General features: G+C 67.3%; 28 protein-coding genes. 17 read left to right on the top strand and 11 right to left on the bottom strand.

From position 1 onward, the window contains the following. Positions 1 to 7: 7 nt before the first annotated feature. The 4 genes from fabF to fabD form a co-directional block, all read right to left on the bottom strand. Positions 8 to 1,270 carry a beta-ketoacyl-ACP synthase II gene (gene fabF, locus GBZ26_RS00645; protein WP_174437132.1) on the bottom strand — a complete coding sequence of 421 codons (1,263 nt, stop codon included), beginning with the start codon at positions 1,268 to 1,270 and terminating at the stop codon, positions 8 to 10. An 87-nt stretch (positions 1,271 to 1,357) separates the two neighbouring features. After that, complete coding sequence (locus GBZ26_RS00640) at positions 1,358 to 1,597, bottom strand: acyl carrier protein (protein ID WP_014240383.1); 240 nt, start codon at positions 1,595 to 1,597, stop codon at positions 1,358 to 1,360. Between the two features lie 169 nt (positions 1,598 to 1,766). Beyond that, positions 1,767 to 2,504: a 3-oxoacyl-[acyl-carrier-protein] reductase gene (fabG, locus tag GBZ26_RS00635; RefSeq protein ID WP_174437131.1), complete on the bottom strand. Its 738-nt coding sequence runs from the start codon at positions 2,502 to 2,504 to the stop codon at positions 1,767 to 1,769. Positions 2,505 to 2,512: 8 nt separating this feature from the next. Next, entirely contained in the window at positions 2,513 to 3,469 is a 957-nt protein-coding gene (fabD, locus tag GBZ26_RS00630) for an ACP S-malonyltransferase (RefSeq protein ID WP_174437130.1), read from the bottom strand. A gap of 393 nt (positions 3,470 to 3,862) precedes the next feature. Between fabD and rpsF the strand changes: the two genes are divergently transcribed. The 10 genes from rpsF to GBZ26_RS00580 all read left to right on the top strand — a co-directional run bounded on the left by rpsF (position 3,863) and on the right by GBZ26_RS00580 (position 12,385). After that, positions 3,863 to 4,300 carry a 30S ribosomal protein S6 gene (gene rpsF, locus GBZ26_RS00625; protein ID WP_014240380.1) on the top strand — a complete coding sequence of 146 codons (438 nt, stop codon included), beginning with the start codon at positions 3,863 to 3,865 and terminating at the stop codon, positions 4,298 to 4,300. After that, positions 4,301 to 4,573: a 30S ribosomal protein S18 gene (rpsR, locus tag GBZ26_RS00620; RefSeq protein WP_014240379.1), complete on the top strand. Its 273-nt coding sequence runs from the start codon at positions 4,301 to 4,303 to the stop codon at positions 4,571 to 4,573. 33 nt (positions 4,574 to 4,606) lie between these two features. Then, positions 4,607 to 5,563, top strand: a complete 957-nt coding sequence (locus GBZ26_RS00615) for a DUF2232 domain-containing protein (RefSeq protein ID WP_174437129.1) — start codon at positions 4,607 to 4,609, stop codon at positions 5,561 to 5,563. Continuing rightward, positions 5,563 to 6,129 carry a 50S ribosomal protein L9 gene (gene rplI, locus GBZ26_RS00610; RefSeq protein ID WP_174437128.1) on the top strand — a complete coding sequence of 189 codons (567 nt, stop codon included), beginning with the start codon at positions 5,563 to 5,565 and terminating at the stop codon, positions 6,127 to 6,129. The genes GBZ26_RS00615 and rplI overlap by 1 nt, the downstream gene beginning before the upstream one ends. A gap of 248 nt (positions 6,130 to 6,377) precedes the next feature. Continuing rightward, entirely contained in the window at positions 6,378 to 7,631 is a 1,254-nt protein-coding gene (locus tag GBZ26_RS00605; RefSeq protein WP_174437127.1) for an SAM-dependent methyltransferase, read from the top strand. A 182-nt stretch (positions 7,632 to 7,813) separates the two neighbouring features. Then, complete coding sequence (locus GBZ26_RS00600; protein WP_174437126.1) at positions 7,814 to 9,346, top strand: replicative DNA helicase; 1,533 nt, start codon at positions 7,814 to 7,816, stop codon at positions 9,344 to 9,346. After that, positions 9,324 to 10,460 carry an alanine racemase gene (gene alr / locus GBZ26_RS00595; protein WP_174437125.1) on the top strand — a complete coding sequence of 379 codons (1,137 nt, stop codon included), beginning with the start codon at positions 9,324 to 9,326 and terminating at the stop codon, positions 10,458 to 10,460. The genes GBZ26_RS00600 and alr overlap by 23 nt, the downstream gene beginning before the upstream one ends. Beyond that, positions 10,460 to 11,236 carry an MlaE family ABC transporter permease gene (locus GBZ26_RS00590; RefSeq protein WP_014240372.1) on the top strand — a complete coding sequence of 259 codons (777 nt, stop codon included), beginning with the start codon at positions 10,460 to 10,462 and terminating at the stop codon, positions 11,234 to 11,236. Before alr ends, GBZ26_RS00590 begins: the two co-directional genes overlap by 1 nt. Before the next feature lie 22 nt (positions 11,237 to 11,258). Further along, positions 11,259 to 12,050, top strand: coding sequence for an ABC transporter ATP-binding protein (locus tag GBZ26_RS00585; protein WP_247884742.1), 792 nt, complete (start codon positions 11,259 to 11,261; stop codon positions 12,048 to 12,050). Positions 12,051 to 12,166: 116 nt separating this feature from the next. After that, positions 12,167 to 12,385, top strand: a complete 219-nt coding sequence (locus GBZ26_RS00580; RefSeq protein ID WP_174437123.1) for a hypothetical protein — start codon at positions 12,167 to 12,169, stop codon at positions 12,383 to 12,385. 3 nt (positions 12,386 to 12,388) lie between these two features. Here the strand turns inward: GBZ26_RS00580 and GBZ26_RS00575 are convergent, their stop codons facing one another. Continuing rightward, positions 12,389 to 12,979 carry an NUDIX hydrolase gene (locus GBZ26_RS00575; protein ID WP_174437122.1) on the bottom strand — a complete coding sequence of 197 codons (591 nt, stop codon included), beginning with the start codon at positions 12,977 to 12,979 and terminating at the stop codon, positions 12,389 to 12,391. Continuing rightward, a complete protein-coding gene (gene map / locus GBZ26_RS00570) occupies positions 12,976 to 13,803 on the bottom strand; it encodes a type I methionyl aminopeptidase (RefSeq protein WP_174437121.1) in 828 nt (275 codons plus the stop codon). The genes GBZ26_RS00575 and map overlap by 4 nt, the downstream gene beginning before the upstream one ends. A gap of 159 nt (positions 13,804 to 13,962) precedes the next feature. On the opposite strand from map, the gene radA reads away from it, so the two are divergent. The 5 genes from radA (at position 13,963) to GBZ26_RS00545 (ending at position 19,173) form a co-directional block, all read left to right on the top strand. Beyond that, positions 13,963 to 15,363 carry a DNA repair protein RadA gene (gene radA / locus GBZ26_RS00565; protein WP_137114545.1) on the top strand — a complete coding sequence of 467 codons (1,401 nt, stop codon included), beginning with the start codon at positions 13,963 to 13,965 and terminating at the stop codon, positions 15,361 to 15,363. Positions 15,364 to 15,405: 42 nt separating this feature from the next. After that, positions 15,406 to 16,092 carry a CvpA family protein gene (locus tag GBZ26_RS00560; protein WP_174437120.1) on the top strand — a complete coding sequence of 229 codons (687 nt, stop codon included), beginning with the start codon at positions 15,406 to 15,408 and terminating at the stop codon, positions 16,090 to 16,092. 99 nt (positions 16,093 to 16,191) lie between these two features. Next, positions 16,192 to 17,640 (top strand): amidophosphoribosyltransferase, encoded by a 1,449-nt coding sequence (gene purF, locus GBZ26_RS00555; RefSeq protein WP_174437119.1) that lies wholly within the window; start codon positions 16,192 to 16,194, stop codon positions 17,638 to 17,640. A gap of 90 nt (positions 17,641 to 17,730) precedes the next feature. Continuing rightward, positions 17,731 to 18,441, top strand: coding sequence for an SDR family NAD(P)-dependent oxidoreductase (locus tag GBZ26_RS00550; protein WP_174437118.1), 711 nt, complete (start codon positions 17,731 to 17,733; stop codon positions 18,439 to 18,441). 42 nt (positions 18,442 to 18,483) lie between these two features. After that, a complete protein-coding gene (locus GBZ26_RS00545) occupies positions 18,484 to 19,173 on the top strand; it encodes an RluA family pseudouridine synthase (protein ID WP_174437117.1) in 690 nt (229 codons plus the stop codon). Between the two features lie 19 nt (positions 19,174 to 19,192). Here GBZ26_RS00545 and GBZ26_RS00540 read toward each other — a convergent pair whose 3' ends face one another. Both GBZ26_RS00540 and GBZ26_RS00535 read right to left on the bottom strand, forming a co-directional pair. Further along, the gene (locus tag GBZ26_RS00540) at positions 19,193 to 19,633 is read right to left on the bottom strand and encodes a DUF4383 domain-containing protein (protein WP_035673579.1); all 441 of its coding nucleotides are present in this window, start codon (positions 19,631 to 19,633) and stop codon (positions 19,193 to 19,195) included. A gap of 98 nt (positions 19,634 to 19,731) precedes the next feature. Next, complete coding sequence (locus tag GBZ26_RS00535; protein WP_174437116.1) at positions 19,732 to 20,019, bottom strand: 4Fe-4S dicluster domain-containing protein; 288 nt, start codon at positions 20,017 to 20,019, stop codon at positions 19,732 to 19,734. Positions 20,020 to 20,123: 104 nt separating this feature from the next. On the opposite strand from GBZ26_RS00535, the gene GBZ26_RS00530 reads away from it, so the two are divergent. Next, positions 20,124 to 21,641, top strand: coding sequence for an ATP-binding protein (locus tag GBZ26_RS00530; protein ID WP_343207199.1), 1,518 nt, complete (start codon positions 20,124 to 20,126; stop codon positions 21,639 to 21,641). On the opposite strand, the gene GBZ26_RS00525 is transcribed toward GBZ26_RS00530, so the two are convergent. The 3 genes from GBZ26_RS00525 to GBZ26_RS00515 all read right to left on the bottom strand — a co-directional run bounded on the left by GBZ26_RS00525 (position 21,618) and on the right by GBZ26_RS00515 (position 24,215). Further along, positions 21,618 to 22,262 (bottom strand): response regulator transcription factor, encoded by a 645-nt coding sequence (locus tag GBZ26_RS00525; RefSeq protein ID WP_174437115.1) that lies wholly within the window; start codon positions 22,260 to 22,262, stop codon positions 21,618 to 21,620. The genes GBZ26_RS00530 and GBZ26_RS00525 overlap by 24 nt on opposite strands. A 274-nt stretch (positions 22,263 to 22,536) precedes the next feature. Further along, positions 22,537 to 23,577 (bottom strand): OmpA family protein, encoded by a 1,041-nt coding sequence (locus tag GBZ26_RS00520; protein ID WP_174437114.1) that lies wholly within the window; start codon positions 23,575 to 23,577, stop codon positions 22,537 to 22,539. 422 nt (positions 23,578 to 23,999) lie between these two features. After that, complete coding sequence (locus GBZ26_RS00515; RefSeq protein WP_035673571.1) at positions 24,000 to 24,215, bottom strand: hypothetical protein; 216 nt, start codon at positions 24,213 to 24,215, stop codon at positions 24,000 to 24,002. 196 nt (positions 24,216 to 24,411) lie between these two features. On the opposite strand from GBZ26_RS00515, the gene GBZ26_RS00510 reads away from it, so the two are divergent. Further along, positions 24,412 to 24,613, top strand: a 202-nt coding sequence (locus GBZ26_RS00510) for a hypothetical protein (RefSeq protein ID WP_174437113.1), incomplete at its 3' end; no start/stop codon positions are given.

Here is a 24,613-nt window from a genome sequence, read left to right as displayed (position 1 = left end):
TCGCCGCTCAGGCGAATTCCTTGAAGACCAGGGAGGCGTTGGTGCCGCCGAAGCCGAACGAGTTCGACAGCGCGGCCCGCACGCGGCGCTCCTGCGCGACCTTCGGAACGAGGTTGACGCCGAGGCAGCTCTCCGAGGGATTCTCGAGGTTCAGCGTCGGCGGAACCAGGCTGTGGTTGATCGCCTTGATCGAGTAGATCGCCTCGACCGCACCGGCGGCCCCCAGCAGATGGCCGATGGCCGACTTGGTGGAGGACATGGCGACGTTGTCCATCGCCGCGCCGAACAGGCGCTTCACCGCGCCGAGCTCGATCTCGTCGCCCAGCGGCGTCGAGGTGCCGTGCGCGTTGACGTAGTCGATGTCCGACGGCTCCAGCCCAGCCCGCTTCAGCGCGTTGCGCATGGCGCGGAAGCCGCCGTTGCCATCTTCCGCCGGGGCGGAGATGTGGTAGGCGTCGCCCGACATGCCATAGCCGACCACTTCGGCGTAGATGTGGGCGCCGCGCTTCTTGGCGTGCTCCAACTCTTCGAGGACGACGACACCGGCGCCCTCGCCGATCACGAAGCCGTCGCGGTCCTTGTCGTAGGGGCGCGACGCCTTTTCCGGCGTGTCGTTGAAATTCGTGGACAGGGCGCGCATGGCGGCGAAACCGCCGACGCCCAGGCGGCTCACCGCCGCTTCGGTACCGCCGGCGACCATCACGTCCGCGTCACCCAGCATGATCAGGCGCGAGGCGTCGCCGATGGCGTGCGCGCCGGTCGAGCAGGCCGTGACCACCGCGTGGTTCGGACCCTTGAAGCCGTGCTGGATGGAGATGTGGCCGGACGCCAGATTGATGAGGCAGGCCGGAATGAAGAAGGGGGAGATGCGGCGCGGGCCCTTCTCGGCCAGGGTGACGGCACCCTCGGCGATGCCCGGCAGACCGCCGATGCCCGAGCCCACCATGACACCGGTGAGTTCGCGCTCCTCCTCGGTCTGGGGAACCCAGCCGGAATCCTTGATCGCTTCGTGGGCGGCGGCGATGGCGAAGATGATGAAATCATCCATCTTCCGCTGGTCCTTCGGCGGAACGAAGGCATCGGGGTTGAACAACCCGTCGCCATCCCCGCGCGGAACCTGCCCGGCAACTTTCGAGGCCAGATCGGAGGCGTCAAAACCCGTGATGGCGCGGATGCCCGATTGGCTGGCGGTCAAACGCTCCCAGTTGAGCTTGTGGCCGACACCGAGCGGCGTGACCAGACCAAGGCCGGTAACGACGACACGTCTCATGGGGTATTCCTTGACCTTTCCTCGGAAAACTCAGCGACGGCCAGGCCACTTTGAAAAGCTGCCTGGCCCTCTTGCGCCAGCGCCTGATCAGGCGGCGGCGTTCGCCTTGATGAAGTCGATGGCGTCCTTCACCGTCAGAATCTTCTCGGCGGCGTCGTCCGGAATCTCGCAGCCGAACTCTTCCTCGAAAGCCATAACCAGCTCGACGGTGTCGAGGCTGTCGGCGCCGAGATCGTCGATGAAGGAGGCGTTCTCCGTCACCTTCGACTCCTCGACCCCGAGGTGGTCCACAACGATCTTCTTAACGCGCTCGGCGACATCGCTCATTTTTTTAGACCTTCCAATCCTTGAGACCGCTCGGGCGAATTCGGCCGGTTCAACACGCGGCTGCGTGCCTTCCTGCCACAAAAAGCCCCGTCCGATAACACATTTTTACAGCCTTGACCAGCGCCCGCGGGAGCTGGTCCGAACCTGTGGTTCAGGCAGCGAATCCGCCTCAGATCATGGCCATGCCGCCGTTGATGTGCAGCGTCTGGCCGGTGACATAGGCGGCCTCATCGCTCGCCAGGTACACGACTCCGGCGGCGATTTCCCCCGGCTCGCCCATGCGGCCGGAAGGAATGGCGGTGAGCAGCTTGTCCTTCTGCTCGGAATTCAAGGCGTCGGTCATCGCCGTGGTGATGAAGCCCGGCGCGACGCAGTTCACGGTGATGCCGCGCGACGCGACCTCCGCGGCCAGCGACTTCGACATGCCGATCATGCCGGCCTTCGAGGCGGCGTAGTTGGCCTGGCCGGGGTTGCCGGTGACCCCGACGATCGAGGTGATGCCGATGATGCGGCCCCAGCGGCGCTTCATCATGCCGCGCAGAACGGCGCGCGACAGGCGGAAGGCGGCGGTCAGGTTGACGTCCAGCACCGACTGCCAGTCGTCGTCCTTCATGCGCATGGCCAGCTGGTCGCGGGTCAGGCCGGCGTTGTTCACCAGGATGTCGATCTGGCCGAGGGCGGCCTCCGCGTCCTTGGCGAGCTGCTCGGTCCCGGCGGCGTCGGCGAGGTTGCCGGGCACCACAAGGGCGCGCTCGCCCAGCTCGGCGGCGAGCGCCTCCAGCGGGGCGACGCGGGTGCCGGACAGGGCGACCGTGGCGCCCTGCGCGTGCAGCGAGCGGGCGATCTGCGCCCCGATGCCACCCGAGGCGCCGGTGACCAGCGCCTTCTTTCCGGTCAGGTCGAACATGGAATGCCTCACAGGGTCTTCAGGAACGATTCGACGTCGGCCGGGCCCTGAACGGAGGTGCCGGCCAATTCCTTGTCGATGCGCTTGGCGAGACCCGACAGCACCTTGCCGGAGCCGAGTTCGACCAGCGTGTCGACGCCCTGCTCCTTCATATAGAGCACGCTTTCGCGCCAGCGAACCATGCCGGTCACCTGCTCCACGAGAAGGCGGCGGATCTCGTTGGGGTCCGACACGGCCGACGCGGTCACGTTGGCGACCACCGGAACCGCCGGCGCGCCGATCGTCACGTTGGCCAGGGCCTCGGCCATGGCGTCGGCGGCGGGCTGCATCAGCGGGCAATGGAAGGGCGCGCTGACCGGCAGGCGCACGGTGCGCTTCAGCCCGCGCTCCGCCGCGATCACGATGGCGCGCTCGATGGCCTCGGCGTGGCCGGAGATCACCACCTGCCCCGACGAGTTGTCGTTGGCGACGGTGCAGACCTCGGTCTGGCCCGCGGGGGTCTTGGCGGCGTCGGCGGCGATGGCCTGGGCCTGCTCCAACTCGGCGCCCAGCAGGGCCGCCATGGCGCCCTGCCCGACCGGCACGGCCTTCTGCATGGCCTGGCCGCGCAGCTTCAGCAGGCGCGCGGTGTCGGCCAGCGTGAAGGCGCCGGCCGCGCACAAAGCCGAATATTCGCCGAGCGAATGGCCGGCGACGAAGGCCGCGTGCTTGGTCAGGTCGAGCCCGCCCTGGTCCTTCAGCACCCGCAGAACGGCGACGCTGACGGCCATCAGGGCCGGCTGGGCGTTCTCGGTCAGCGTCAGGTCGGCCTCGGGGCCTTCGAACATCAGGCGGGACAGGCGCTGGTTCAGCGCGTCGTCCACCTCTTCAAAGGTGAGCCGCGCGACCTCGAACGCCTCGGCCAGCTCACGGCCCATGCCGACGGCTTGGCTGCCCTGGCCCGGAAAGACGAACGCCCTGGTCATGCTGTCTGGGAACCCTAGTAAAAAGGCGCGCCACCCGCGGCACCGCCGTTGAATTCGGCGACAGTCATACCCGGCCTTTCGGGCAAGTCAAGCGATGCTCAACGTTGACGGGATGGAATTGGCGCCTTTCTGTTGCTTTTCCGGCTTTTTTTCATTGCTGCGATGCAAAGGCGAACGGAGAAAAGGGCCATTCCAAGGCACATCAAAGGCAGGGGCGCGGGAATCGTCGCCCGGCCCGTGTTTCCGCTTGTCCGGATAGGGCTTTTGTGCATACTGCGCCGCTTCATAACTCCTTGCCGGTGGCTCGCGTGCCGTCGGCTAGGCCCGGGCGGCTGATCCTGTCCATTGGGGATGGGGCGCAGCGCCGGACCATGAACAGCCATGGGGAGTACAATGGCTCTTTACGAGTGCGTGCTGATCGCGCGCCAGGACATTTCGGCCGCCCAGGCCGAACAGCTCGGCGAGCAGTTCGCCCAGATCATTCGCGACAACGGCGGCCAGGTCGCCAAGACCGAATACTGGGGTCTGAAGACGCTCACCTACAAGATCAAGAAGAACCGCAAGGGTCACTACACCCTGTTCAACCTTGACGCCCCCGCCGCCGCCGTCCTCGAGATGGAGCGCAACATGGGCATCAACGAGGACGTGCTGCGCTTCATGACCGTCCGCGTCGATGCGCTGGACGCCAACCCGTCGGTGATGATGCAGAGCCGCGGCGAGCGTGGTGACCGCGGCGATCGCGGCGACCGCGGCCCGCGCCGCTTCGAGGATCGTGGCCCGCGCCCGCCGCGCCGCCAGGAGCCCACCGTTGCCGAAGGGGAGAACGCCTAAATGTCCGACAAGCAGACCTCGGGCGCTCCGGCCCGCACCGGTGGCGGTCCCCGCCGTCCGTTCTTCCGCCGCCGCAAGACCTGCCCGTTCTCGGGCGCGAACGCCCCGGCGATCGACTACAAGGACGTCAAGCTCCTGTCCCGCTTCATCTCCGAGCGTGGCAAGATCGTGCCGAGCCGCATCACCGCGGTTTCCGCGAAGAAGCAGCGCGAACTCGCCCGCGCCATCAAGCGCGCCCGTTTCCTGGCCCTGCTTCCCTACGTGGTGAAGTAAGGACCGAAGCGGACAACAGGCAAAGGCAATCCCATGGCCTCGCCCCTGGCCGCCCCTCTGGCGGCTGCCATCGGTGTCGGCGTGGTCAGCGCGTTCTTCTACCTCGCCGTCCTGTTCGGCGGGTTCGGGGCGCTGATCCTGGGCTATCTGGCACCGCTGCCGCTGTTCCTCGCGGGACTGTGGCTCGGTTCCACCGCCTCCCTTCTCGCCGGTGCGGTGGGAACGGTGGCGGTCCTGGCGGTATCGTCCAGCATCCTTGTGTCTCTCGCCTATCTGGTGACCGCGGCTGTCCCGGTCATACTGGTGGTGCGGCAGGCGCTGCTTGCGCGGGCGGCTCCCGACGGGAGTGTTGAATGGTATCCTCCGGGTCGGCTCCTGATGGCGCTGACCGGAATGGGACTGGCGGGCCTTCTGGGCGCCGCGGTTCTGACGCTCGATCAGCCCGGCGGGCTGGAGGGCGCGGTGCGGGAAACGCTGGGCCGCATGGCGGACCAGATGTTCTCCGCGCAGGGCCATCAGGCTCCGGACCCGCAGGACATCTGGATGGCCGAGGTGTTGCCTGGCTTCGCGGTGATCTCATGGCTCGTCATGACGATCGTCAACGGAGCCCTGGCTCAGGGCGTCCTGATGCGGTTCGGCCGCAACCGGCGCCCCGCCATGCGGCTGGACGAGCTGGAACTGCCACGGTGGCTCGCCACCGCGTTCCTACTGGCCATGGTGGCGGCCTCGCTGGCGTCGGACCCGGTCGGGTTCCTTGCGGTCAACGCCGCGCTGATCCTGGCCTTGCCATTCGCCTTTGCAGGGCTTTCGGTGGTGCATGTGTTCGCCCGAAGCCGATCGGCCAAGCTGCCGATCCTCGTCGGGTTCTACATGTTCCTGTTTCTTTTCGGTTGGCCGATCGTGCTGATGGTCGGTCTTGGCATGATCGAGCAATGGATTGGGCTGCGTCGCCGTCTCCGGCCCGCCGGCCCCGATCAGGAGGACGAGTGATGGAAGTTATTCTGCTGGAGCGGGTCGAGAAGCTCGGCCAGATGGGCCAGGTCGTTAAGGTGCGTCCCGGCTTCGCCCGAAACTATCTGCTGCCGCAGAAGAAGGCCATGCGCGCCACCAAGGCGAACATGGCGTTCTTCGAGAAGCAGAAGGCCCACCTGGAGGCCGTCAACCTGGAGCGCCGCAAGGACGCCGAGCAGGTTGCCACCAAGATGAGCGACGTGACGGTCGTCGTGATCCGTCAGGCCGGCGAAACCGGCGTGCTGTACGGTTCGGTGACCCCGCGCGACGTCGCGGACGCCCTTGACGCCGCCGGCTACAAGGTCGACCGCAAGCAGGTGTCGATCGAGACCCCGATCAAGACGCTGGGCCTGTTCAAGCTGCGCGTCGTCCTGCACCCCGAGGTGAGCGTCTCCGTCACGGTGAACGTCGCCCGCTCGCAGGAAGAGGCCGAACTGCAGCGTTCCCGCGGCGGCATGGTCACCGCGGCCGACCTGCGCGACGACGAGGACGAGATCGAGGAGGTCCCCGAGGCCGCCGAGGCCGAGGTTTCCGAGGAGGGCTGATCGCCCGCTCAACGAGACCAGTCCGCTCGTCCGGAAGCCGCCCGCCCCTGAAGGGGCGAGGCGGCTTTTCCGTTTTCCGCGCTCCGCACCATGCGGTGCTTCCCCATCCGGATGCGCCGGACGCCCCTTCCTCTGCCCCGTCCGGCGGGTTGCCTCTCTTCGCTCCAAACCCCGACTCTCCTTTTTGGTGATTCGCTTGCGGCGAAGGATCCAGACCGAGTCGTGTTCGACGGATGCGGAGATGCGCCATGCTGCTTGCCCGCCTGCTCAGCCCGGCCTTGACCGCCGGCGCCCTGGACATCGTCGGTGCCGACGGACGGAGACACCGGGTGGGGGCCGGCACCCCGTCGCTCACGCTGCGTCTGCATGACAAGGCGCTTCACCGCGACCTCGTGGTGAATCCGCGGCTGCGCTTCGGCGAAGCCTACATGGACGGCCGCCTGACCATCGAGGGTGGCTCCGTCTATGATTTCCTGGCGCTGCTGAGCGCCGGAACGGACAATGTCCAGGGCGTTCTGGGCAATTTGCGGGAAGCCCTTTCCCCCGCGCTGCGGCTCATCCAGCAGAGCAATCCCCTGCGGCGGTCGCGGCGCAACGTCGCCCATCACTACGATCTGTCACGGGCCTTCTTCGAACTGTTTCTCGACCGCGATCTGCAATATTCCTGCGCTTACTTCCCCACTCCGGACTGCGGGCTAGATGAGGCGCAGGAAGCCAAGAAACGGCACATCGCGGCGAAGCTGCTGCTTCAGCCGGGCATGCGGGTGTTGGACATCGGCTGCGGCTGGGGCGGCATGGCGCTCTATCTCGCCCGCATGACCGGCGTCCTGGTCACCGGCATCACCCTGTCCACCGAACAGCTCGCCGTGGCGCGTGAACGGGCGGCCCAAGCCGGGCTGGCCGGTCAGGTCCGCTTCGAGCTGCGCGACTATCGACAGATGGAGGGACGATTCGACCGCATCGTCTCGGTCGGCATGTTCGAGCATGTCGGCGCGCCACATTATCCGGCCTTCTTCGCCAAGCTGCGCAACCTTCTGGCGGAGAACGGGGTGGCCCTGCTGCATTCGATCGGCCGATCGGATGGCCCGGGCTCCACCAACCCTTGGTTCCGCAAATACATCTTCCCCGGTGGCTACTCTCCCGCCCTGTCTGAGGTGATCCCGGCGGTGGAGAAGGCCGGCCTGTGGAACACCGACGTCGAAATTCTGCGTCTTCACTACGCCGAGACGCTGCGCCACTGGCGGGAGCGGTTCGCGGCCCGGCGGGAGGACGCCCGCGCGATGTACGACGAGCGCTTCTGCCGGATGTGGGAGTTCTATCTGGCGGGGGCCGAAATCAGCTTCCGCTACCAGGGGCACATGGTTTTCCAGATGCAGCTCGCCCGCTCGCTGGGCGCCGTACCGCTCGTTCGGGACTACATGCATCGCACGGAAGCGGCCTTGGCCGAAGCCGTGCCGCCACCCTTGCGGACGGGTCGTAACGTCGGGTCCAACAGCGCTTGACCGGGATCGTCCGAGCCGCATCGGCCCACAGGTTTGAACCAGGATCAACGGATTGACAGAATTGCCGATTTTCGGCTTATCCCCAGCTCTCACCGGTTGTGGACAGAAGTTACTCACAGGAATGTGGGTATCCTTAACCCGATCGCACAGCTTTGCGTCCCGCCCTTTGCTAAAGTGCCGCCATGGATGACAAGACCACCCAGCTTTTCGAGCCGCGCCCCCTCGACGGCGGGCTGTCCCGTGCCGGTGCCGCGAAGCCGACGGCGGAATACCGCACGCCGCCGCACAACGAGGAGGCGGAACAGGCGCTGCTCGGCGCCATCCTGGTGAACAACAAGGCGTATGAGAAGGTCGGCGAGTTCCTGCGCGCCGAGCACTTCTACGACCCGGCCCACCAGCGCATCTTCTCGGCCATCGCCAAGATGGTTGAGCGTGGCCAGATCGCCAATCCGGTGACGCTGAAGGCCTATTTCGACAACGACGTCGAACTGGCGCCGGACGGCGGCGCCGGTTATCTGGCGCAGTTGGCGGCCAACGTCGTGACGGTGGTCAACGCGGGCGATTACGGCAAGACGATCCACGACCTCTTCCTGCGCCGGCAGTTGATCGAGGTCGGCACGGACATGGTGAACGAGGCGTATCAGCACGACCTCGACATCGACGCCATGGACCAGATCGAGACGGCGGAGAAGCAGCTGTTCGACCTCGCCTCGACCGGCGACGTGCGCGGCGGCTTCGTCGCCTTCTCCGAGTCGCTGAAGGCGGCCATCGCCACGGCGGAGACGGCCTTCCGGCGGTCCAGCCACGTCACCGGCGTGACCACCGGCCTGCGCGACATGGACCGCAAGCTGGGCGGCCTTCACCCGTCGGACCTCATCATCCTCGCCGGGCGCCCCTCCATGGGCAAGACGGCGCTGGCCACCAACATCGCCTTCAACGCCGCCAAGGCGCACATGCGCACCAACGGCGGCGAGGGCGCGCCGGTCGGCTTTTTCTCGTTGGAAATGTCGGCCGAGCAGCTCGCCACCCGTATCCTTGCCGGCGAGGCCGAGGTGTCGGGCGACAAGATCCGCCGCGGCGAGATCAAGGACAGCGACTTCCCCAAATTCGTGGCGGCCAGCCAGGAACTCAGCCGTGTCCCCTTCTTCGTGGACGACACGCCGGCCCTGACCATCGCGGCGGTGCGCACCCGCTGCCGCCGGCTGAAGCGCACGCACGGTCTGGGCATGGTGGTGGTGGACTATCTCCAGCTGCTGCGCGGCGGCTCGACCAAGGGCAACGAGAACCGCGTGCAGGAAATCTCGGAGATCACCCGCGGCCTGAAGGCCATCGCCAAGGAGCTGGAGGTGCCGGTGCTGGCACTGTCCCAGCTCAGCCGCGCGGTGGAAATGCGCGAGGACAAACGGCCGCAGCTCGCCGACCTGCGCGAATCGGGCTCCATCGAGCAGGACGCCGACGTGGTGATGTTCGTTTACCGCGAACAGTACTATCTTGAGCGCGCCGAGCCGGCCCGCCGGCCGGAGGAGACGGAGGACAAGTACAACGACCGCTATGCCAACTGGCAGAAGCGCTACGCCGAGGTGCACAACACCGCGGAGGCGATCATCGCCAAGCAGCGCCACGGCCCGATCGGCAGCGTCCGCATGTTCTTCGACGGACAGTTCACCAGATTCGGCGACCTCGACACGACCCATGACTTCGGCCCCACAGAGTGATCCGCTGGCCCGCGCCGGCGCCGTTCTGACCATCGACCTCGGCGCGGTGGTCGCCAACTGGACACAGCTCCGCGACCGGGTGGCGCCCGCCGAGTGCGCCGCCGTGGTCAAGGCGAACGCCTATGGCCTGGGGGTAGAGCGCGTCGTCCCGGCGCTCGCCGCCGCCGGCTGCCGGACCTTCGTGGTCGCCCAGTTCGAGGAGGCCTTGGCCGTGCGCGCCGTGGCGCCGCCGGACGTCCGCGTGCTGTCGCTGGGCGGCCTGCCCGCCGGCACCGCGCCGGATTTCACGGCCCACCGCATCCTGCCGGTGCTCAACCATCTGGGCGACATCGCCGCGTGGCAGGCCCACGCCAGGGCGCAGGGAACAGCCCTGCCCGCCGTCGTCCACATCGACACCGGCATGAACCGACTCGGGCTCGGTCCGGACGAGCTGGACACTCTGGTCGGCGACCTTTCCCGGCTGGATGGGGTGGACGTCCGGGTCTGGATGACCCACCTCGCCTGCGCCGACGAAGACTCGGTGATGAACAGCCAGCAGCTCGGGCGCTTCCGCTCGACGGTCGGCCGGCTGCCCGCGGCCGAGGCAAGCTTCGCCAATTCCTCCGGCATCTTCCACGGATCGGCTTTCCATTTCGACCTCGTGCGGCCCGGCTGCGCGCTCTACGGCGTCAACCCGACGCCTGCCGCAGCGAACCCGATGCGGGACACCATCCGGCTCGACGCCCGGCTGCTTCAGGTGCGCAACGTTGACAGCCCTATGACCGTTGGCTACGGTGCCACGCACCGCGTTGCGGCGAGAGGAAAAATCGCAACCATCGCAGTGGGTTATGCCGACGGATATCTGCGCTCGCTCAGCGGGCGCGGCCATGTCTTCGTCAACGGCGTGGCCGCTCCGGTGGTTGGGCGTGTTTCGATGGATCTGGTGACGGTGGATGTCAGCCACCTTCCCGACGAGGCGGTGACGCCCGGCGGGCTGGTGGAGCTGATCGGCCCGAACCGCCCGGTGGACACCGTGGCGAGCGAGGGCGGAACCATCGGCTACGAGATCCTGACCTCGCTGGGCGCGCGTTACCACAGGGTCTACCGCGACCCGCCGCCGCCTGAGGTCGCTTGATGGGTTTCCTTGCCGCCACCGGACGGGCCTTCCTGATCTTTCTGGAAGCCACCGGAAAGCTCGCCATGTTCACCGGCGCCGCCCTGTCGCACTGCGTGCGTCCGCCGTTCTACCCGCGGCAGATCCTGCGCCAGATGATCGACATCGGCTACTATTCGCTGCCGGTGGTCGGGTTGACCGCGCTGTTCACCGGCATGGTGCTGGCGCTGCAGAGCTATTCCGGCTTTTCCCGCTTCCAGGCGGAGGGCGCCATCGCCACGGTGGTCGCCCTGTCGGTGACGCGCGAACTGGGGCCGGTGCTGGGCGGCCTGATGGTCGCCGGACGCATCGGCGCCGCCATGGCCGCCGAGATCGGCACCATGCGCGTGACCGAGCAGATCGACGCGTTGTCGACCCTGTCGACCAACCCCTTCAAATATCTGGTGGCGCCGCGCCTGATCGCCGGGCTGGCCATGCTGCCGCTGCTGGTGCTGGTGGCGGACATCATCGGCGTGTTCGGCGGCTTCCTGGTCGGCGTCTACCGGCTGGACTTCAACCCGGCCTCCTACATCGGACGGACCTGGGAGTTCCTGGAGCCGGTCGACGTGATCTCCGGCCTCGTCAAGGCGGCGGTGTTCGGCTTCATGGTGTCGCTGATGGGCTGCTACCACGGCTACCACTCGCGCGGCGGCGCTCAGGGCGTGGGTGCTGCGACGACCAACGCGGTGGTCTCGGCCTCCATCCTGATCCTGGTGTGGAACTACCTCATCACCGGCATCTTCTTCTCGACGAAGTGAGCGCAGACCAATGAGCGAGTCCATGTCGCAGGTTTCCCCCGCTCATCCGCCGAAGATCGCGCTGAAGAACGTGCACAAGGCGTTCGGTCCGAAGGTCGTGCTGAACGGCATCGACCTGGAGGTCGGGCGCGGCGAATCGCTGGTCGTCATCGGCGGATCGGGCACCGGCAAGTCGGTCATGCTGAAATGCATCCTCGGCCTGCTGTCGCCGGACAGCGGTTCCATCCGCGTCGACGGCGAGGAGACGACGAAGCTGCGCCCGCGCGAGCGGGAGAAGCTGCTGCACAAGTTCGGCATGCTGTTCCAGGGCGCCGCCCTGTTCGACAGCCTGAAGGTCTGGGAAAACGTCGCCTTCGGCCTGATCCAGGGCGAGCACATGCCGCGCGCCAAGGCCAAGGACATCGCCATCGCCAAGATGGGCGCGGTCGGCCTCGGCCCGGAGGTGGGCGAACTGTTCCCGTCGGAGCTGTCGGGCGGCATGCAGAAGCGCGTCGGCCTCGCCCGCGCCATCGCCGACGAGCCTGAGATCATCTTCTTCGACGAGCCGACGACCGGCCTCGACCCGATCATGGCGGACGTGATCAACGAGCTGATCGTGAAGTGCGTGAAGGATCTGGGCGCCACCGCCGTGACGATCACTCACGACATGGCCTCGGCCCGCAAGATCGCCGACCGTGTGGCGATGATCTACCAGGGCCGGATCATCTGGACCGGCCACGCCAACGACATCGACCAGTCCGGCAACCCCTATGTGGACCAGTTCGTCCATGGCCGGGGCGAAGGTCCGATCAAGATGCAGGTGCGGGCGCTCTGACGCGACCGGTCGGCGGAGCCCGTCACCGGTTTGTGCAAAATTAACCTGCCGCCCGGTACGGTCGGCCAGAACGAACGCCGGTCACCACAGGCCGGCGTCCCATCGGAGAGACGAGCATGGCGGACATCACCACGAACGGACTGGCCTTCGCGAGCTTCATGCTGAGCGCCAAGATTCTGGAGACGCTCCAGGCCAAGGGGCTGCTGACCAACGAAGAGACGGTGCAGACCATCAAGAACGCCCACGAGCAGCTCCTCAAGAACGACAACCAGCTGTCGCTCGAAGCCGCCGACGCGCTCGCCCATTTCTTCGCCGGCCCGACCGACGGAAGGTGACCGTCAGGGCGCCGGACGCACCGCCGACCGCGCGAGGCTGTCGCGCAGGTCCGGCAGCAGAACGGCGCCCAGCATGGCGATGACCGGCAGCAGGGCGTAATCGCCCGCTGCCGCCGCGGCAAACAGCTCAACGCGGGTCAGCAGTTCCAACCGCATCTCCTCCAGGTCTCCGGAGTCCGCCTCAGCCACCTTCCGGGCGTTGCGGGCGTGGAACATATGGCAGACGCAGCCGCGCTGGTTGCCCTGCACCACGTAGGAGCCGAGCGCGGTCCAGTCTTCCGCGGCGTAGCCGGTTTCCTCCAGCAACTCCCGCTTCGCCGCGGCCAGCGGCTCCTCGCCGGGGTTCAGGGCCCCGGCGGGAAAGGTCTGGCTGACGCGGCGTGGGCCATGCTTGTAGGTGCGCAGCATCAGGACGCGCCCATCCTCGTCCTCGACGAACATCTGGACGAAGTCCATCTGCTCGACCTGATAGAAATTCTCCACCCGCCGGCCCTCCGGCGTCTCGACGGTCTCGGCGTGCACCTTCAGGAAAGGCCCGGCGTCGAGCAGGGTCCGCCGCTCCAGGACCGTCCAGGGCTTCAGCTCCCCGCTCATGCCGCGACGGCCCCGGCCACGGTCCCGTAGGGCGGCTGGGTGAAGCCCGCCGGCGACTGCGTGAAGATCTCGCAGCCCGTCTCGGTGATGCCGACCTGATGCTCGAACTGGGCGGACAGGGAGCGGTCGCGGGTGACGGTGGTCCAGCCGTCCGACAGGATCTTCACGTCCGCCTTTCCGGCGTTGAGCATCGGCTCGATGGTGAAGACCATGCCCGGAACCAGCAGGACCCCGGTGCCGCGCTTGCCGAAATGGTCGACATGGGGCGCGTCGTGGAACACCCGCCCGATGCCGTGCCCGCCGAAGTCACGCACCACGCCGTAACGGTGGGATTCGGCCAGGGTCTGGATGGCGTGGCCGATGTCGCCCAGATGATTGCCAGGCTTGGCCTGCGCGATGCCGGCCATCATCGCCTTGTAGGTGATGTCCACCAGCTTGCGCGCTTTCACGCCGATCTTGTCGCCGACGAAGAACATGCGGCTGGTGTCGCCGTACCAGCCGTCCAGGATCACCGTCACGTCGATGTTCACGATGTCGCCGTCGACCAGCTTTTTGTCGTCCGACGGAATGCCATGGTTCACCACGTGGTTCGGCGAGATGCAGCTCGCCGCCGGATAGCCATGGTAGCCGAGGGTCGCGGGGATGGCGCCGTTGTCCCGCATGAAGGTCTCGATCAGGCGGTTCAGATGACCCGTGCTGACCCCCGGCACCACCTGGGGCGTGATGTGGTCGAGCGTCGCCGCGGCCAGCCGCCCGGCCTTGCGAATCGCCTCGAACTCCTCAGGGCCGTGCAGCGGGATCTTCCGCGCGTCCTTGTCCGCCACCGTGTCACCTCATATCCGTTGTTCATCGTGAATCCGGGGGCAGAACCTACCACCGGAACAGCCGAGAAAAGCCCCAGCTTTTTATCACCTCTGCCATAGGATTTAGAACGTCAGCTTGCTATATGTGGGGCGCTGCCGCTCCAACCAATCGCTAGACCTTTGGCAAAGCCAACCACCCGCTATGTCTGCCAGGCTTGCGGCGCGTCCTTCCCGAAATGGGCGGGTCGCTGCGACGCCTGCGGCGAATGGAACACCCTCGTCGAGGAAGCCGCTCCGGAAGCCGCCCCCAAGGGATTGGGCGTGGCGCGCGGACGCCGGCTGGACTTCGTCGGGCTGGCCGGGTCCAGCGAGGCGCCGCCGCGCCGCATGACCCGCATCGAGGAATTCGACCGCGTCTGCGGCGGCGGCCTCGTCCCGGGATCGGCGATCCTGATCGGCGGCGACCCCGGCATCGGCAAATCCACGCTTCTCCTCCAGGCGATGGCCCGGCTGTCGCAGGAACACCGCTGCGCCTACGTCTCCGGCGAAGAGGCGGTGGATCAGGTGCGGCTGCGCGCCGTCCGGCTGGGCTGCGCCGCGGCGCCGGTCCAGCTCGCCTCGGCGACCAGCGTGCGCGACATCGTCGCCTCGCTGGACGGCACCGACGGGCCGGAGGTGGTCGTCATCGACTCAATCCAGACCATGTATGTGGACAATCTGGACAGCGCCCCCGGGACCGTCGCCCAGGTCCGGGCGAGCGCTCAGGAGTTGATCCGGGTCGCCAAGCGGCGCGGCTGCGTCCTGCTGCTGGTCGGCCACGTCACCAAGGAAGGCACCATCGCCGGCCCCCGCGTGCTGGAGCACATGGTGGACACGGTGCTCTATTTCGAGGGCGAGCGCGGCCACCAGTTCCGCATCCTGCGCGCGGTGAAGAACCGCTTCGGCGCGACGGACGAGATCGGCGTGTTCGAGATGACCGACGGCGGGCTGGGCGAGGTCGCCAACCCCTCCGCCCTGTTCCTGGCGGAACGGCGCGGCGACGTGTCGGGGGCCGCGGTCTTCGCCGGTATGGAGGGGACCCGCCCGGTGCTGGTGGAGGTCCAGGCGCTGGTCGCCCCCTCCCCGCTCGGCACGCCGCGGCGCGCGGTGGTCGGCTGGGACTCGGCGCGGCTCGCCATGGTGCTGGCGGTGCTGGAGGCGCGCTGCGGCGTGCAGATCGGCGCCAACGACGTCTATCTCAACGTGGCCGGCGGGCTGCGCATCACCGAGCCGGCGGCGGACCTCGCGGTCGCCGCGGCGCTGGTTTCCTCGCTGACCGGGGAGCCGGTGCCCGCCGACGCCGTGGTCTTCGGCGAGATCGGCCTGTCGGGCGAGGTGCGCGCGGTGGGCCAGAGCGATGCCCGGCTGAAGGAAGCCGCGAAGCTGGGGTTTTCAACGGCGATCTTTCCGGCTAGACGGAACGGCAAGAAGCCGGGGCGCGGTGACACCGGCCTGAAATCGGTCGAGTTGCAGCAGCTCAGCGAATTGCTGCCGCTGTTCCAGGCCGGATCGGGGGCCCGACCGCCGCGCGGCCGGGATTGAGACAAGACTCTAAAGCGAAAGCGCACGAGGCGTAGCGGCGTTATGGACACCTTCCCGATCAACCCGGCGGATCTCGCCGTCATCGTGGTGCTTCTGCTGGCGGCCCTGCTGGCCTTCACCCGCGGCATGGTGGCCGAGGTGCTGTCGGTCGCCGCCTGGGTCGGTGCCGCGCTGATCACGCTGAACGCCCTGCCCCACGTCCTGCCCATCGCGCAGACCTACATCCACGTCGAGATGGCCGCTTACGCCGCGTCGGCGGTGGCGCTGTTCGTCGTCAGCCTTGTGGTTTTGACAATCCTGGGCCGCGTCGTGTCGCGCGGGGTGCAGAATTCCGGCCTGTCGGCGCTCGACCGCTCGCTCGGCTTCGTCTTCGGCCTGCTGAAGGGTGCAATCCTCGCCTCCGTCGCCTATCTCTTCTTCGCCTGGCTGGTGCCGAACCCGGCGGAGCATCCGGCGTGGCTGCAGAGCGCCAAGACCCGGCCGATGCTGGTGTCCGGCGCCGCCATGATTTACGAGGTGATGCCGGACTCGCTGCGCAAGGACGGGCTGGGCCAGATGGACATGGCGCGGGAGCGCGCGCGGCAGGCGGTTGAGGCCAAGGAAGCGCTGGACCGCCTGTCCACGCCGGTTCCCGGCGCGCCGAAGACCGGTGGTGCGTCGCCATCCGATACCGGCTATAAGGACCGGGACCGCGGCGACCTTGAGCGACTGATCCAGAACGCACGCTGAACGCCGCACGGTGCAGAGTGCCTGTGAGTAACGCCCCGCTGGCAAGGAGCCGCCGGGGCAATGCCCTTTGGTGATGCTGTGTATGACGAGGATCTTCCGATGCTGACGACGCATCCGTTCGACGACGACAAGCTGCGCGAGGAGTGCGGCGTGTTCGGCATCCACAGCCATCCGCAGGCGGGGGCCATCACCGCGCTCGGCCTGCATGCGCTGCAGCATCGCGGCCAGGAAGCCTGCGGCATCGTCAGCCACGATGGCGACCGCTTCCATCTGGAGCATACGCTCGGCCTCGTCGGCGATCACTTCTCGTCGGAAGCGATCATCGGCAAGCTGAAGGGCCCGCAGGCCATCGGCCACGTCCGCTACGCCACCACGGGCGATACGACGATCCGCAACGTCCAGCCGCTCTACGCTGATTTCGAGTTCGGCGGCTTCGCGCTGGCCCACAACGGCAACCTGACCAACGCGCACACGCTGCGCCGTCAGCTCGTCCGCCGCGGCTGCCTGTTCCAGTCCACCACCGACACCGAGACCATCGTCCATCTGATGGCCATCGCCCGCGGCGGCTCGCCGGTCGACCGGCTGATCGAGGCGGTGCGGCAGGTCGAAGGCGCCTTCTCCCTGGTGGCGCTGACCCCGAACGAGGTGATCGGCGTGCGCGATCCGCTGGGCGTCCGCCCGCTGGTCCTCGGCAAGCTGGGCGACACCCACATCGTGACCAGCGAGACCTGCGCCCTGGACATCGTCGGCGCCGAGTATGTGCGCGACGTCGAACCGGGCGAGATGGTCGTGCTGAACGACCAGGGCGTGCAGAGCCTGCGCCCCTTCCAGCCGCAGGGCCGCCGCTTCTGCATCTTCGAATACATCTACTTCGCGCGGCCCGACAGCGTGATGGAGGGGTCCTCCGTCTACAACGCCCGCCAGCGGATCGGCGCCGAGCTGGCCCGCGAATCGGGGATCGAGGCCGACGTGGTGGTCCCGGTGCCCGACAGCGGCGTTCCGGCGGCCCTCGGCTACGCAACGCAGAGCGGCGTGCCCTTCGAACTGGGGATCATCCGCAATCATTATGTCGGCCGCACCTTCATCGAGCCGACCGACCAGATCCGCCATCTGGGCGTGAAGCTGAAGCACAACGCCAACCGCGCCATGATCGAGGGCAAGCGGGTGGTGCTGGTGGACGACAGCATCGTGCGCGGCACGACCTCCAAGAAGATCGTCGAGATGGTGCGCGCCGCCGGGGCGAAGGAGGTGCACATGCGCATCTCCAGCCCGCCGACCTCGCACCCCTGCTTCTACGGCATCGACACGCCGGAGCAGAGCAAGCTGCTCGCCCACCGCATGTCGGTGGAGGAGATGCGCGACTTCATCCAGGCCGACAGCCTCGCCTTCATCTCCCTGGACGGTCTCTACCGCGCCATGGGTGCGGAGCGCCGCGACCCGCAGAAGCTGACCTTCTGCGACGCCTGTTTCACCGGCGACTATCCCATCGCGTTGACCGACGCGCTGGACCACCCGCCGGTCGAGGCGAACGTCCGCATCCGCGCCTGACCGCCTGACCGTCGCCGCGACGGGCCGGCCGCAACCCAGCGGACCGGCCCGTTTGCCAATCCCGCTACCGAACATCGTCGAGTCGCCGCCATGTCCCGTCTTTCCGGCCGCACCGCCCTCATCACCGGCGCCTCGCGCGGCATTGGCGCCGCCGTCGCCAAGCGCTTCGCCGCCGAAGGCGCCCACGTCATCCTCGCCGCCCGCACCGTCGGCGGCCTTGAGGAGACCGATGACGCGATCTTCCAGGCCACGGGCCGGAACGCCACGCTGGTCCCGCTGGACCTGCGGCAGTTCGACAAGATCGACCAGCTCGGCTATTCGATCTTCGAGCGGTTCGGGAAGCTCGACATCCTGGTCAGCAACGCCGGCGTGCTGGAAGCGCTGGGGCCGGTCGCCCATTACGATCCGAAGCTGTGGCAGCGCGTGATGGACGTGAACGTTACGGCCAACTTCCGCCTGATCCGCTCCTTCGACCGCCTGCTGCGCGCGTCCGATGCCGGGCGCGCCCTCTTCGTGACGTCGGGCGCCGCGAACGCGCCCTACCCCTACTGGAGCCCGTACGGGGCCAGCAAGGCGGCGCTGGAGATGATGGTGAAGACCTACGCGATGGAAATCGCTTCGTCGAACCTGCGCGTCAATCTGGTCGATCCCGGCATCGTGGCGACCAAGCTGCGCATGCAGGCCTTCCCCGGCGAGGACCAGACCAAGCTGGCCCAGCCGGTCGACGTGGCCGAGGCCTTCGTGGCGCTGGCGGAGGCATCCTGCACCCGCCACGGCGAGGTGGTGTCGGCGCAGGGGTGACTTGCGGTTCTCTCCTTTCACGCGCCTGAGGCTGACCCCGGCATGACACCCGAACAAATCCAGGCCCGCGTGCTCTACCGCGATGGGCTCATGCTCATCATCGACAAGCCCGCCGGCCTGCCCGTCCATGCCGGGCCGGGCGGCGGTCCGAACCTGGAACGCCACTTCGACGCCCTGCGCTTCGGCTTTCCAAAGCCACCGGGCCTGGCCCACCGACTGGACCGCGACACCTCGGGCTGCCTGATTTTGGGAAGGCATCCGAAGGCCCTGCGCAAACTGGGGAAGCTGTTCCAGGACGGCAAGGTCGACAAGACCTACTGGGCGGTCGTCGCCGGCAATCCGCCCCAGGAACAGGGGCGGATCGAACTGCCGTTGAAAAAGGTGACCAACAAGAGCGGCGGCTGGCGCATCGTCGTGGCCGACGATGGGCAGAGCGCCGTCACCGACTACCGGGTCCTCGGCCGCGGCGACGGCACGACGTGGCTGGAGTTGAAGCCGCACACCGGGCGCACGCACCAGATCCGCGTGCATTGCGCCACGGCGCTGGGCTGCCCGCTTCTGGGCGATCCGCAGTATGGCGGTCCGGAGGGGCATCCGCTGCATTTGCAATCGCGGGCCATTTCACTGCCTCTTTACCCCTCCCGCGAGGCGGTCGGCGCGGTGGCGCCGGTTCCGCCTCACATGCGCGCGGCGCTCGCCGCCTGCGGTTTCGAAGGAGACGACCCGGCCTGACGGCCGGGACCCCGGGCCGTTACGCCCGCCACTCGGCGCGCTTCTCCGTGCCAACTTCCGTTTCGTGCACCATGAAACCGACATAGCCGGCCACGATGGCGAGGACGGCGTGCAGCCAGATGTCGTTGCCGTGCAGCGGCACCAGCCCGAACAGGGTATTCAGACCCGGAATGAAACCGAGGACGGTCAGGACGGCGTAGGCCACCGCCACGCTGCGCAGGTAGCTGCGCGAGGCCAGACGGCTGGAGAAGTAGGCAAAGAAGCCCCACAGGCCGAACAGGAGATGCACGATGTTGTGCAGCAGGTTCACCGGGAACAGCCCGAGCAGATAGCCGTGAAAGGACTCGACGGCGAGGGTCATGCCTTCCGGGGGCGGGGACAGGAAGGTCGGAATGAAGCCCAGTATGCCGATGGCCGTAAAGGCCGCGGCGTAGACCAGCGTTACGTTGCGCCACCACATGTGTCTCTCCGTTGGCAAACAGGGGATGAAACCGCCTTACCAACAGAGGGTTTAGAAACAGCGTTCCCAGATTCTGCCTGTAATCTCGGCCCACAATCTCAGGCGACCGCCGCCTCCATGGTTACCGCCTTGACCGGGCAAACGGCTGCGCAGTCGCCGCAACCGGTGCAGCCGCCCGCTTCGATGATCGGCAGCGAGCGGCCGCGCCCAAGCGGGCGGAAGCGGATCGCGCCGCGGTCGCAATGGTCGCCGCAGATCCGGCAGTCGGTCCCGGTGTAGGACAGGCACGCCGCGCCAATGCGCGCCTCCAATGCCTGGGGCGCCTCGGACGAAACGGGCTCGGACCGGAAGCGTCCCCGGAACAGATCCGCGCGACTGATCGCCATGGTGGCCGCCCTCCCCCTTCCCGATCCGCTGCCCGGAGTTTGCTGCATTCGCTTGCAGCATTCGCGAATGCCGGGCATCGGCGATGGCGCTACAGTGACCCTTCGTGCACAACCCGGCCTTGATCGTCGTCAAGGTCCGCACCGGAAGGACGGACGGCATGGTCCCCATCGGCAACACCACGGCACGCTGGATGACGCTCCGCTACGGGCTGGCGCTCGGGGTGATCGCGCTGTGCACGCTGGCCGGCTTTCTCATGACCGAACGCGTCATCGACCAGCACGCCGACATGCTGGAGGTGGTGAACATCTCGGGACGCCAGCGCATGCTGTCCCAGCGCACCGCGCTGCTGGCGGAGCAACTCCGCAACGCCCCGACCGACGCCGAGCGGAGCATCCTGACCGCCCGGCTTGCCGAGGCGACCGACATGTTCGAGAGCGCCCACCGGCGCCTGACCGGCGCCGACGAGGGGCCGGCCATGGGCAAGGACGTGCGCCGTCTCTATTTCGACGGGCCGGAGCCGCTGAACGATCTGGTGCTCCGCCACATCGCCGCGCTCCGCGCCGTGATCGCCGCCGGCCCCGCCGGACTGCCGCCCGCCATGCCCGAGGCCGACCTCGTCACCCATCAGGCGCTCGGCCCGCTGCTGGCGGGGCTGGAGGACATGGTGGCGCGTTACCAGGAGGCGGGCGAGCGCGGCTTCGCCACCCTGCACAATCTGGGCTTCGCCGCCCTGATTTTGACGCTGCTGACCCTGTGCGCCGAGGTGCTGGTGATCTTCCGCCCGATGGTCCGGCAGGTGCAGCACCAGTTCGCGGACATCACCCGTATGACCCAGGCGTTGGAGCAGACGAACGTCACGCTGGAGGCCCAGGTGCGCGCCCGCACCGCCGAGCTGCACACCGCCAAGGTGGCGGCGGAGCAGGCCCATCTGGCGAAATCGCGATTTCTCGCCCATGCCGGGCACGACCTGAAGCAGCCCCTCCAGGCCATCAGCATGTTCACCGGCATGCTGGAACGGCAGCTCGACAAGCCACGCTCCCTGGCGTTGGTGAAGGATCTGCGGCTCGCCCAGAGGTCGATGCACGATTTGCTGAACGCCATCCTGGACATCTCGAAGCTGGAATCCGGCGTGGTCGAGCCGAAACCCGCCAATGTCGCTTTGTTCGCTCTGTTCGATCAGCTTGAGGCGGAATTCACCGGGATCGCCGAGGACAAAGGGCTGCGGCTGCGCGTCGTGCCGACGGATTTGTCCGTGCGGACGGACCCTTTTCTCCTTGAGCGCATTCTGCGCAACCTGCTGACCAACGCGGTGCGCTACACCGAACAGGGCGGCGTACTGATGGGCTGCCGGCGCCGCGGCGACACCGTGTGGATCGAGGTCTACGACACCGGCCGGGGCATTGCCGAGGCCGACCGACGCCGCATTTTCGAAGAGTTTGTCCAGCTCGACCGGCCCGACCGCGACCGCAGCGAGGGGATCGGGCTCGGGCTGGCCATCGTCGACCGGCTGGCCCGGCTGCTCGGCCACCCGCTGGAGCTTCGCTCCGTCGAGGGGCGCGGAACGGTGTTCGCCGTGGGGGTACCCTTGGTCCGCAGCCTACACGAGACGGTCGCGGCCTGACTCCTTGACCAGCAGAACCGCCTGGGTCCGGCTGCCCACGCCCAGCGCCTTCAGCACACCCGTGACATGGGTCTTGACGGTGGACAGGTTCAGGCCCAGCCGTTCCCCGATCTCCTGATTCGACAGTCCTTGAGCCAACAGGTCAAGAACCTCCAACTGCCGCCGGGTCATGCCGTCGAAGACGCTCGGCTCATGCGCCCTCGCGGCGGCCGGCGCCTGGGCGATGCCCGGCATGCCGAGCACCGGCGGCACATAGGACCCGCCGGCCATGACCAGCCGCAGGATGTTCACGACCAGCACGTCGTCGGTGGATTTCGGGATGAAGGCCCGTACCCCGCGCGACAGCACGGCGCGCATCTCGTCCGGCGAGTCGATCATGGAAAAGACGACGACCGGCACCGGTGCCACCCGTTTCACCACCGTCTCCACATCGTCCAGGCCACCGAGGCCCGGCATGCGCAGATCCATGATGACGAGGTCGTAGGGTCCCTGGTCCAGCAGCTGCGTCAACTGGCCGAAGCTGGTCGCCGCCGCCACGCCGGCCTGTTCATCCAACTCCCCGACCAGATGGGTCAGGCCACTGCGAACGATGGAGTGATCGTCGGCGATCAAAACCTGCATGACAACCCTGCTTCGGCGGAGGCGGCTGGTGGGGACGACCCATTAGGACAGGATCCGCTGGGACCGGGCCGGACTCGGTCGTCTCAAACCAAAGTGCGGCTTCCGGTATGAACCTCATACGCCGACAGGAGGTTTCATGCCACAATTGATGCATGATTCCGCAATGCCGCGCGTGCTTCTGCCGCAGATGCGAAAAAGGCGCCGCGGAGGCGGCGCCCTTCTCGCAATCCTGACCGTGCCGGCCGGTCCCGAGCGGGACCGGCGGCCCGCCCGATCACTGCACGCGGATGAGGATCTGCGCGCGGCGGTTCGACGGTTCGCGGACGTTCGCACCGGTGTTCACCAGGAGCTGGGTTTCGCCCTTGCCCTCGACGGTGATCTGGTTGGCGGCGACGCCCTTGCCGACCAGCGCGTTCTTCACCGCATCGGCGCGGCGCAGCGAGAGCCGCTGGTTGTAGGCCGGCGAGCCCGAAGTGTCGGTGTGGCCGACCACGTGGATGCTGACCGCCCGCACCTGACCGGCGGAAGCGGCGGCATCGCCGATGATCTTGTCGGACGCCGCCGTGATGTTGGCCTTGTCCCAGTCGAAGAACACCAGATACTCCGACTGCGGCTGCGCCTGGACCGGAGCCGCCGGAGCGACGGGGGCCGCCGCGGGGGCCGCCGCCGGAGCGCCGAAGGTGTAGCGCAGGCCGGCCATGATGGTGTGGTTCTGGTACTCGCCCTTCACGGTGGAGCTGGCGAGGCCGGCGGGGCCGCCCAGATCGAACTTCGGATCGAGCGTTGCGAAGTAACGGTAATCCAGCGTCAGGGCCAGGTTCTGGCTCAGGGCGTAGGACACGCCGGCGATGCCCTGGTAGGCGAACACCCAGTCGCGGTCATCGAAACCGCCGAGATCCAGACGGACCTGGGCGATACCGGCGCCGACGCCGATGTAGGGCGTGAAGGCGGTGCCCGTGTTGATATCGTACAGGACGTTGCCCATGAAGGCGAGCGAACTGGCCTTGCCACCCAGACCGTTCACCGCCGCATTGGAGCTGTCGGTGCTGTCGATCGCGTTGCGCCAGCGCCAGGCGAACTCCAGCTCGGCGCGCGGGCCGGCGGCGGTCGCGTAGCCGGCGGAGATGTCGCCGATGCCGCCCAGCTTGAAGCTGGTGCTGGCGTCCGTCGGGGTGTTCTCGAAGCGCAGATCGGCGTCGCGCGTCCAGTTCACGCCGGCGCCCGCGCCGACGTAGAAGCCCTCGGTAGCGGCCATGGCGGCGGTCGGCAGCATCGCCGCGAGCGCCGTTCCGAGCAGAATCCCACGCAGAGTCATTTTATTCTTTCCTTTGTGCACGGCGTTGCCGGGGCTGTCGAAGCGAACCGTTCGAAGGGCGGGTGTCTGGTGACTCCAGCCTTCATCGGGCGAGCCCGCCGCATTCCGTCGGCGGTTGAAACGTCATGACTTCGAGATATCAGCAACCACCCACCGTCACAAGTCCTCTGCGACAAGATGCACAGAGATGTTGCATTTCTGCATTACCCGAACGTTCGTCGCACTCTTCATATTCCTTCGAGAACAAAGCAATCGCTCGCCGAATTCTTCCTAATCCCATTGGAGGGGAAGCATGACCTTCGGGGTATGTTTGCGGTTAGCACGAACAAACCGGACACACAAAAGCACCCCGCCTTCGGCAGGGGCAACACACCCACGGAGTCACTGATAAGAAGCCGGCGGGATCGGCGCCGGCGTCCCGTTCAATCCTGCGGTTCGGCGACCGTTTCAAATTGGGTGGGGTCAAGAAGGGCGGAAACCGCCAGGGTTTTCAGGGTCTTGTGGTCGTCGGACCGCTGAAGTTGGGCGTGCTGGGTGCCCAACCCATCCTTGCGGATGGCGATCACCTGCCAGATGCCACCGCCGGGACCCAGTTTGCGGAACATCTGACCTTCGACGACTTCGCGCTTTCTGCGCATATCCAATCTCCAAAACCCAAAAACGTCAAACCCGCCAACCTTGCGGATACGGCGGACCATTCAAACACCAAACCGCCCCTGGTTGGCGAGTGTCCGTTGTGCGCGCCACGCATACCGAAGACGGGATGTAGCGGTGCTGCAACAACCGCCTTCGCACGTGCGGAACAAACCGCCGATCCGGCGTGTTGATGCCGTCATGAAAATCGATCACGACGTGCTCCTGTTCGCGACCCGCCTCGTGGAAGAACTGGGCGAGTCCGCCATCCGCATCAGCCGCGTCCGCCTCGTCGAACTCACGGCTGCGAACAACCTGCGCGCCGCCGCCTTCTGGCGGGACGTGATGCACACTTCGGAGAGGCTTCTGGCGGAGCGCTCCCCCGCCCTGGCACCGCCTCCCA

The sequence above is a fragment of the Azospirillum formosense genome (assembly GCF_013340925.1).
GTDB classification, from domain to species: domain Bacteria; phylum Pseudomonadota; class Alphaproteobacteria; order Azospirillales; family Azospirillaceae; genus Azospirillum; species Azospirillum formosense.
This window is presented reverse-complemented; position numbering and strand designations above follow the sequence as displayed.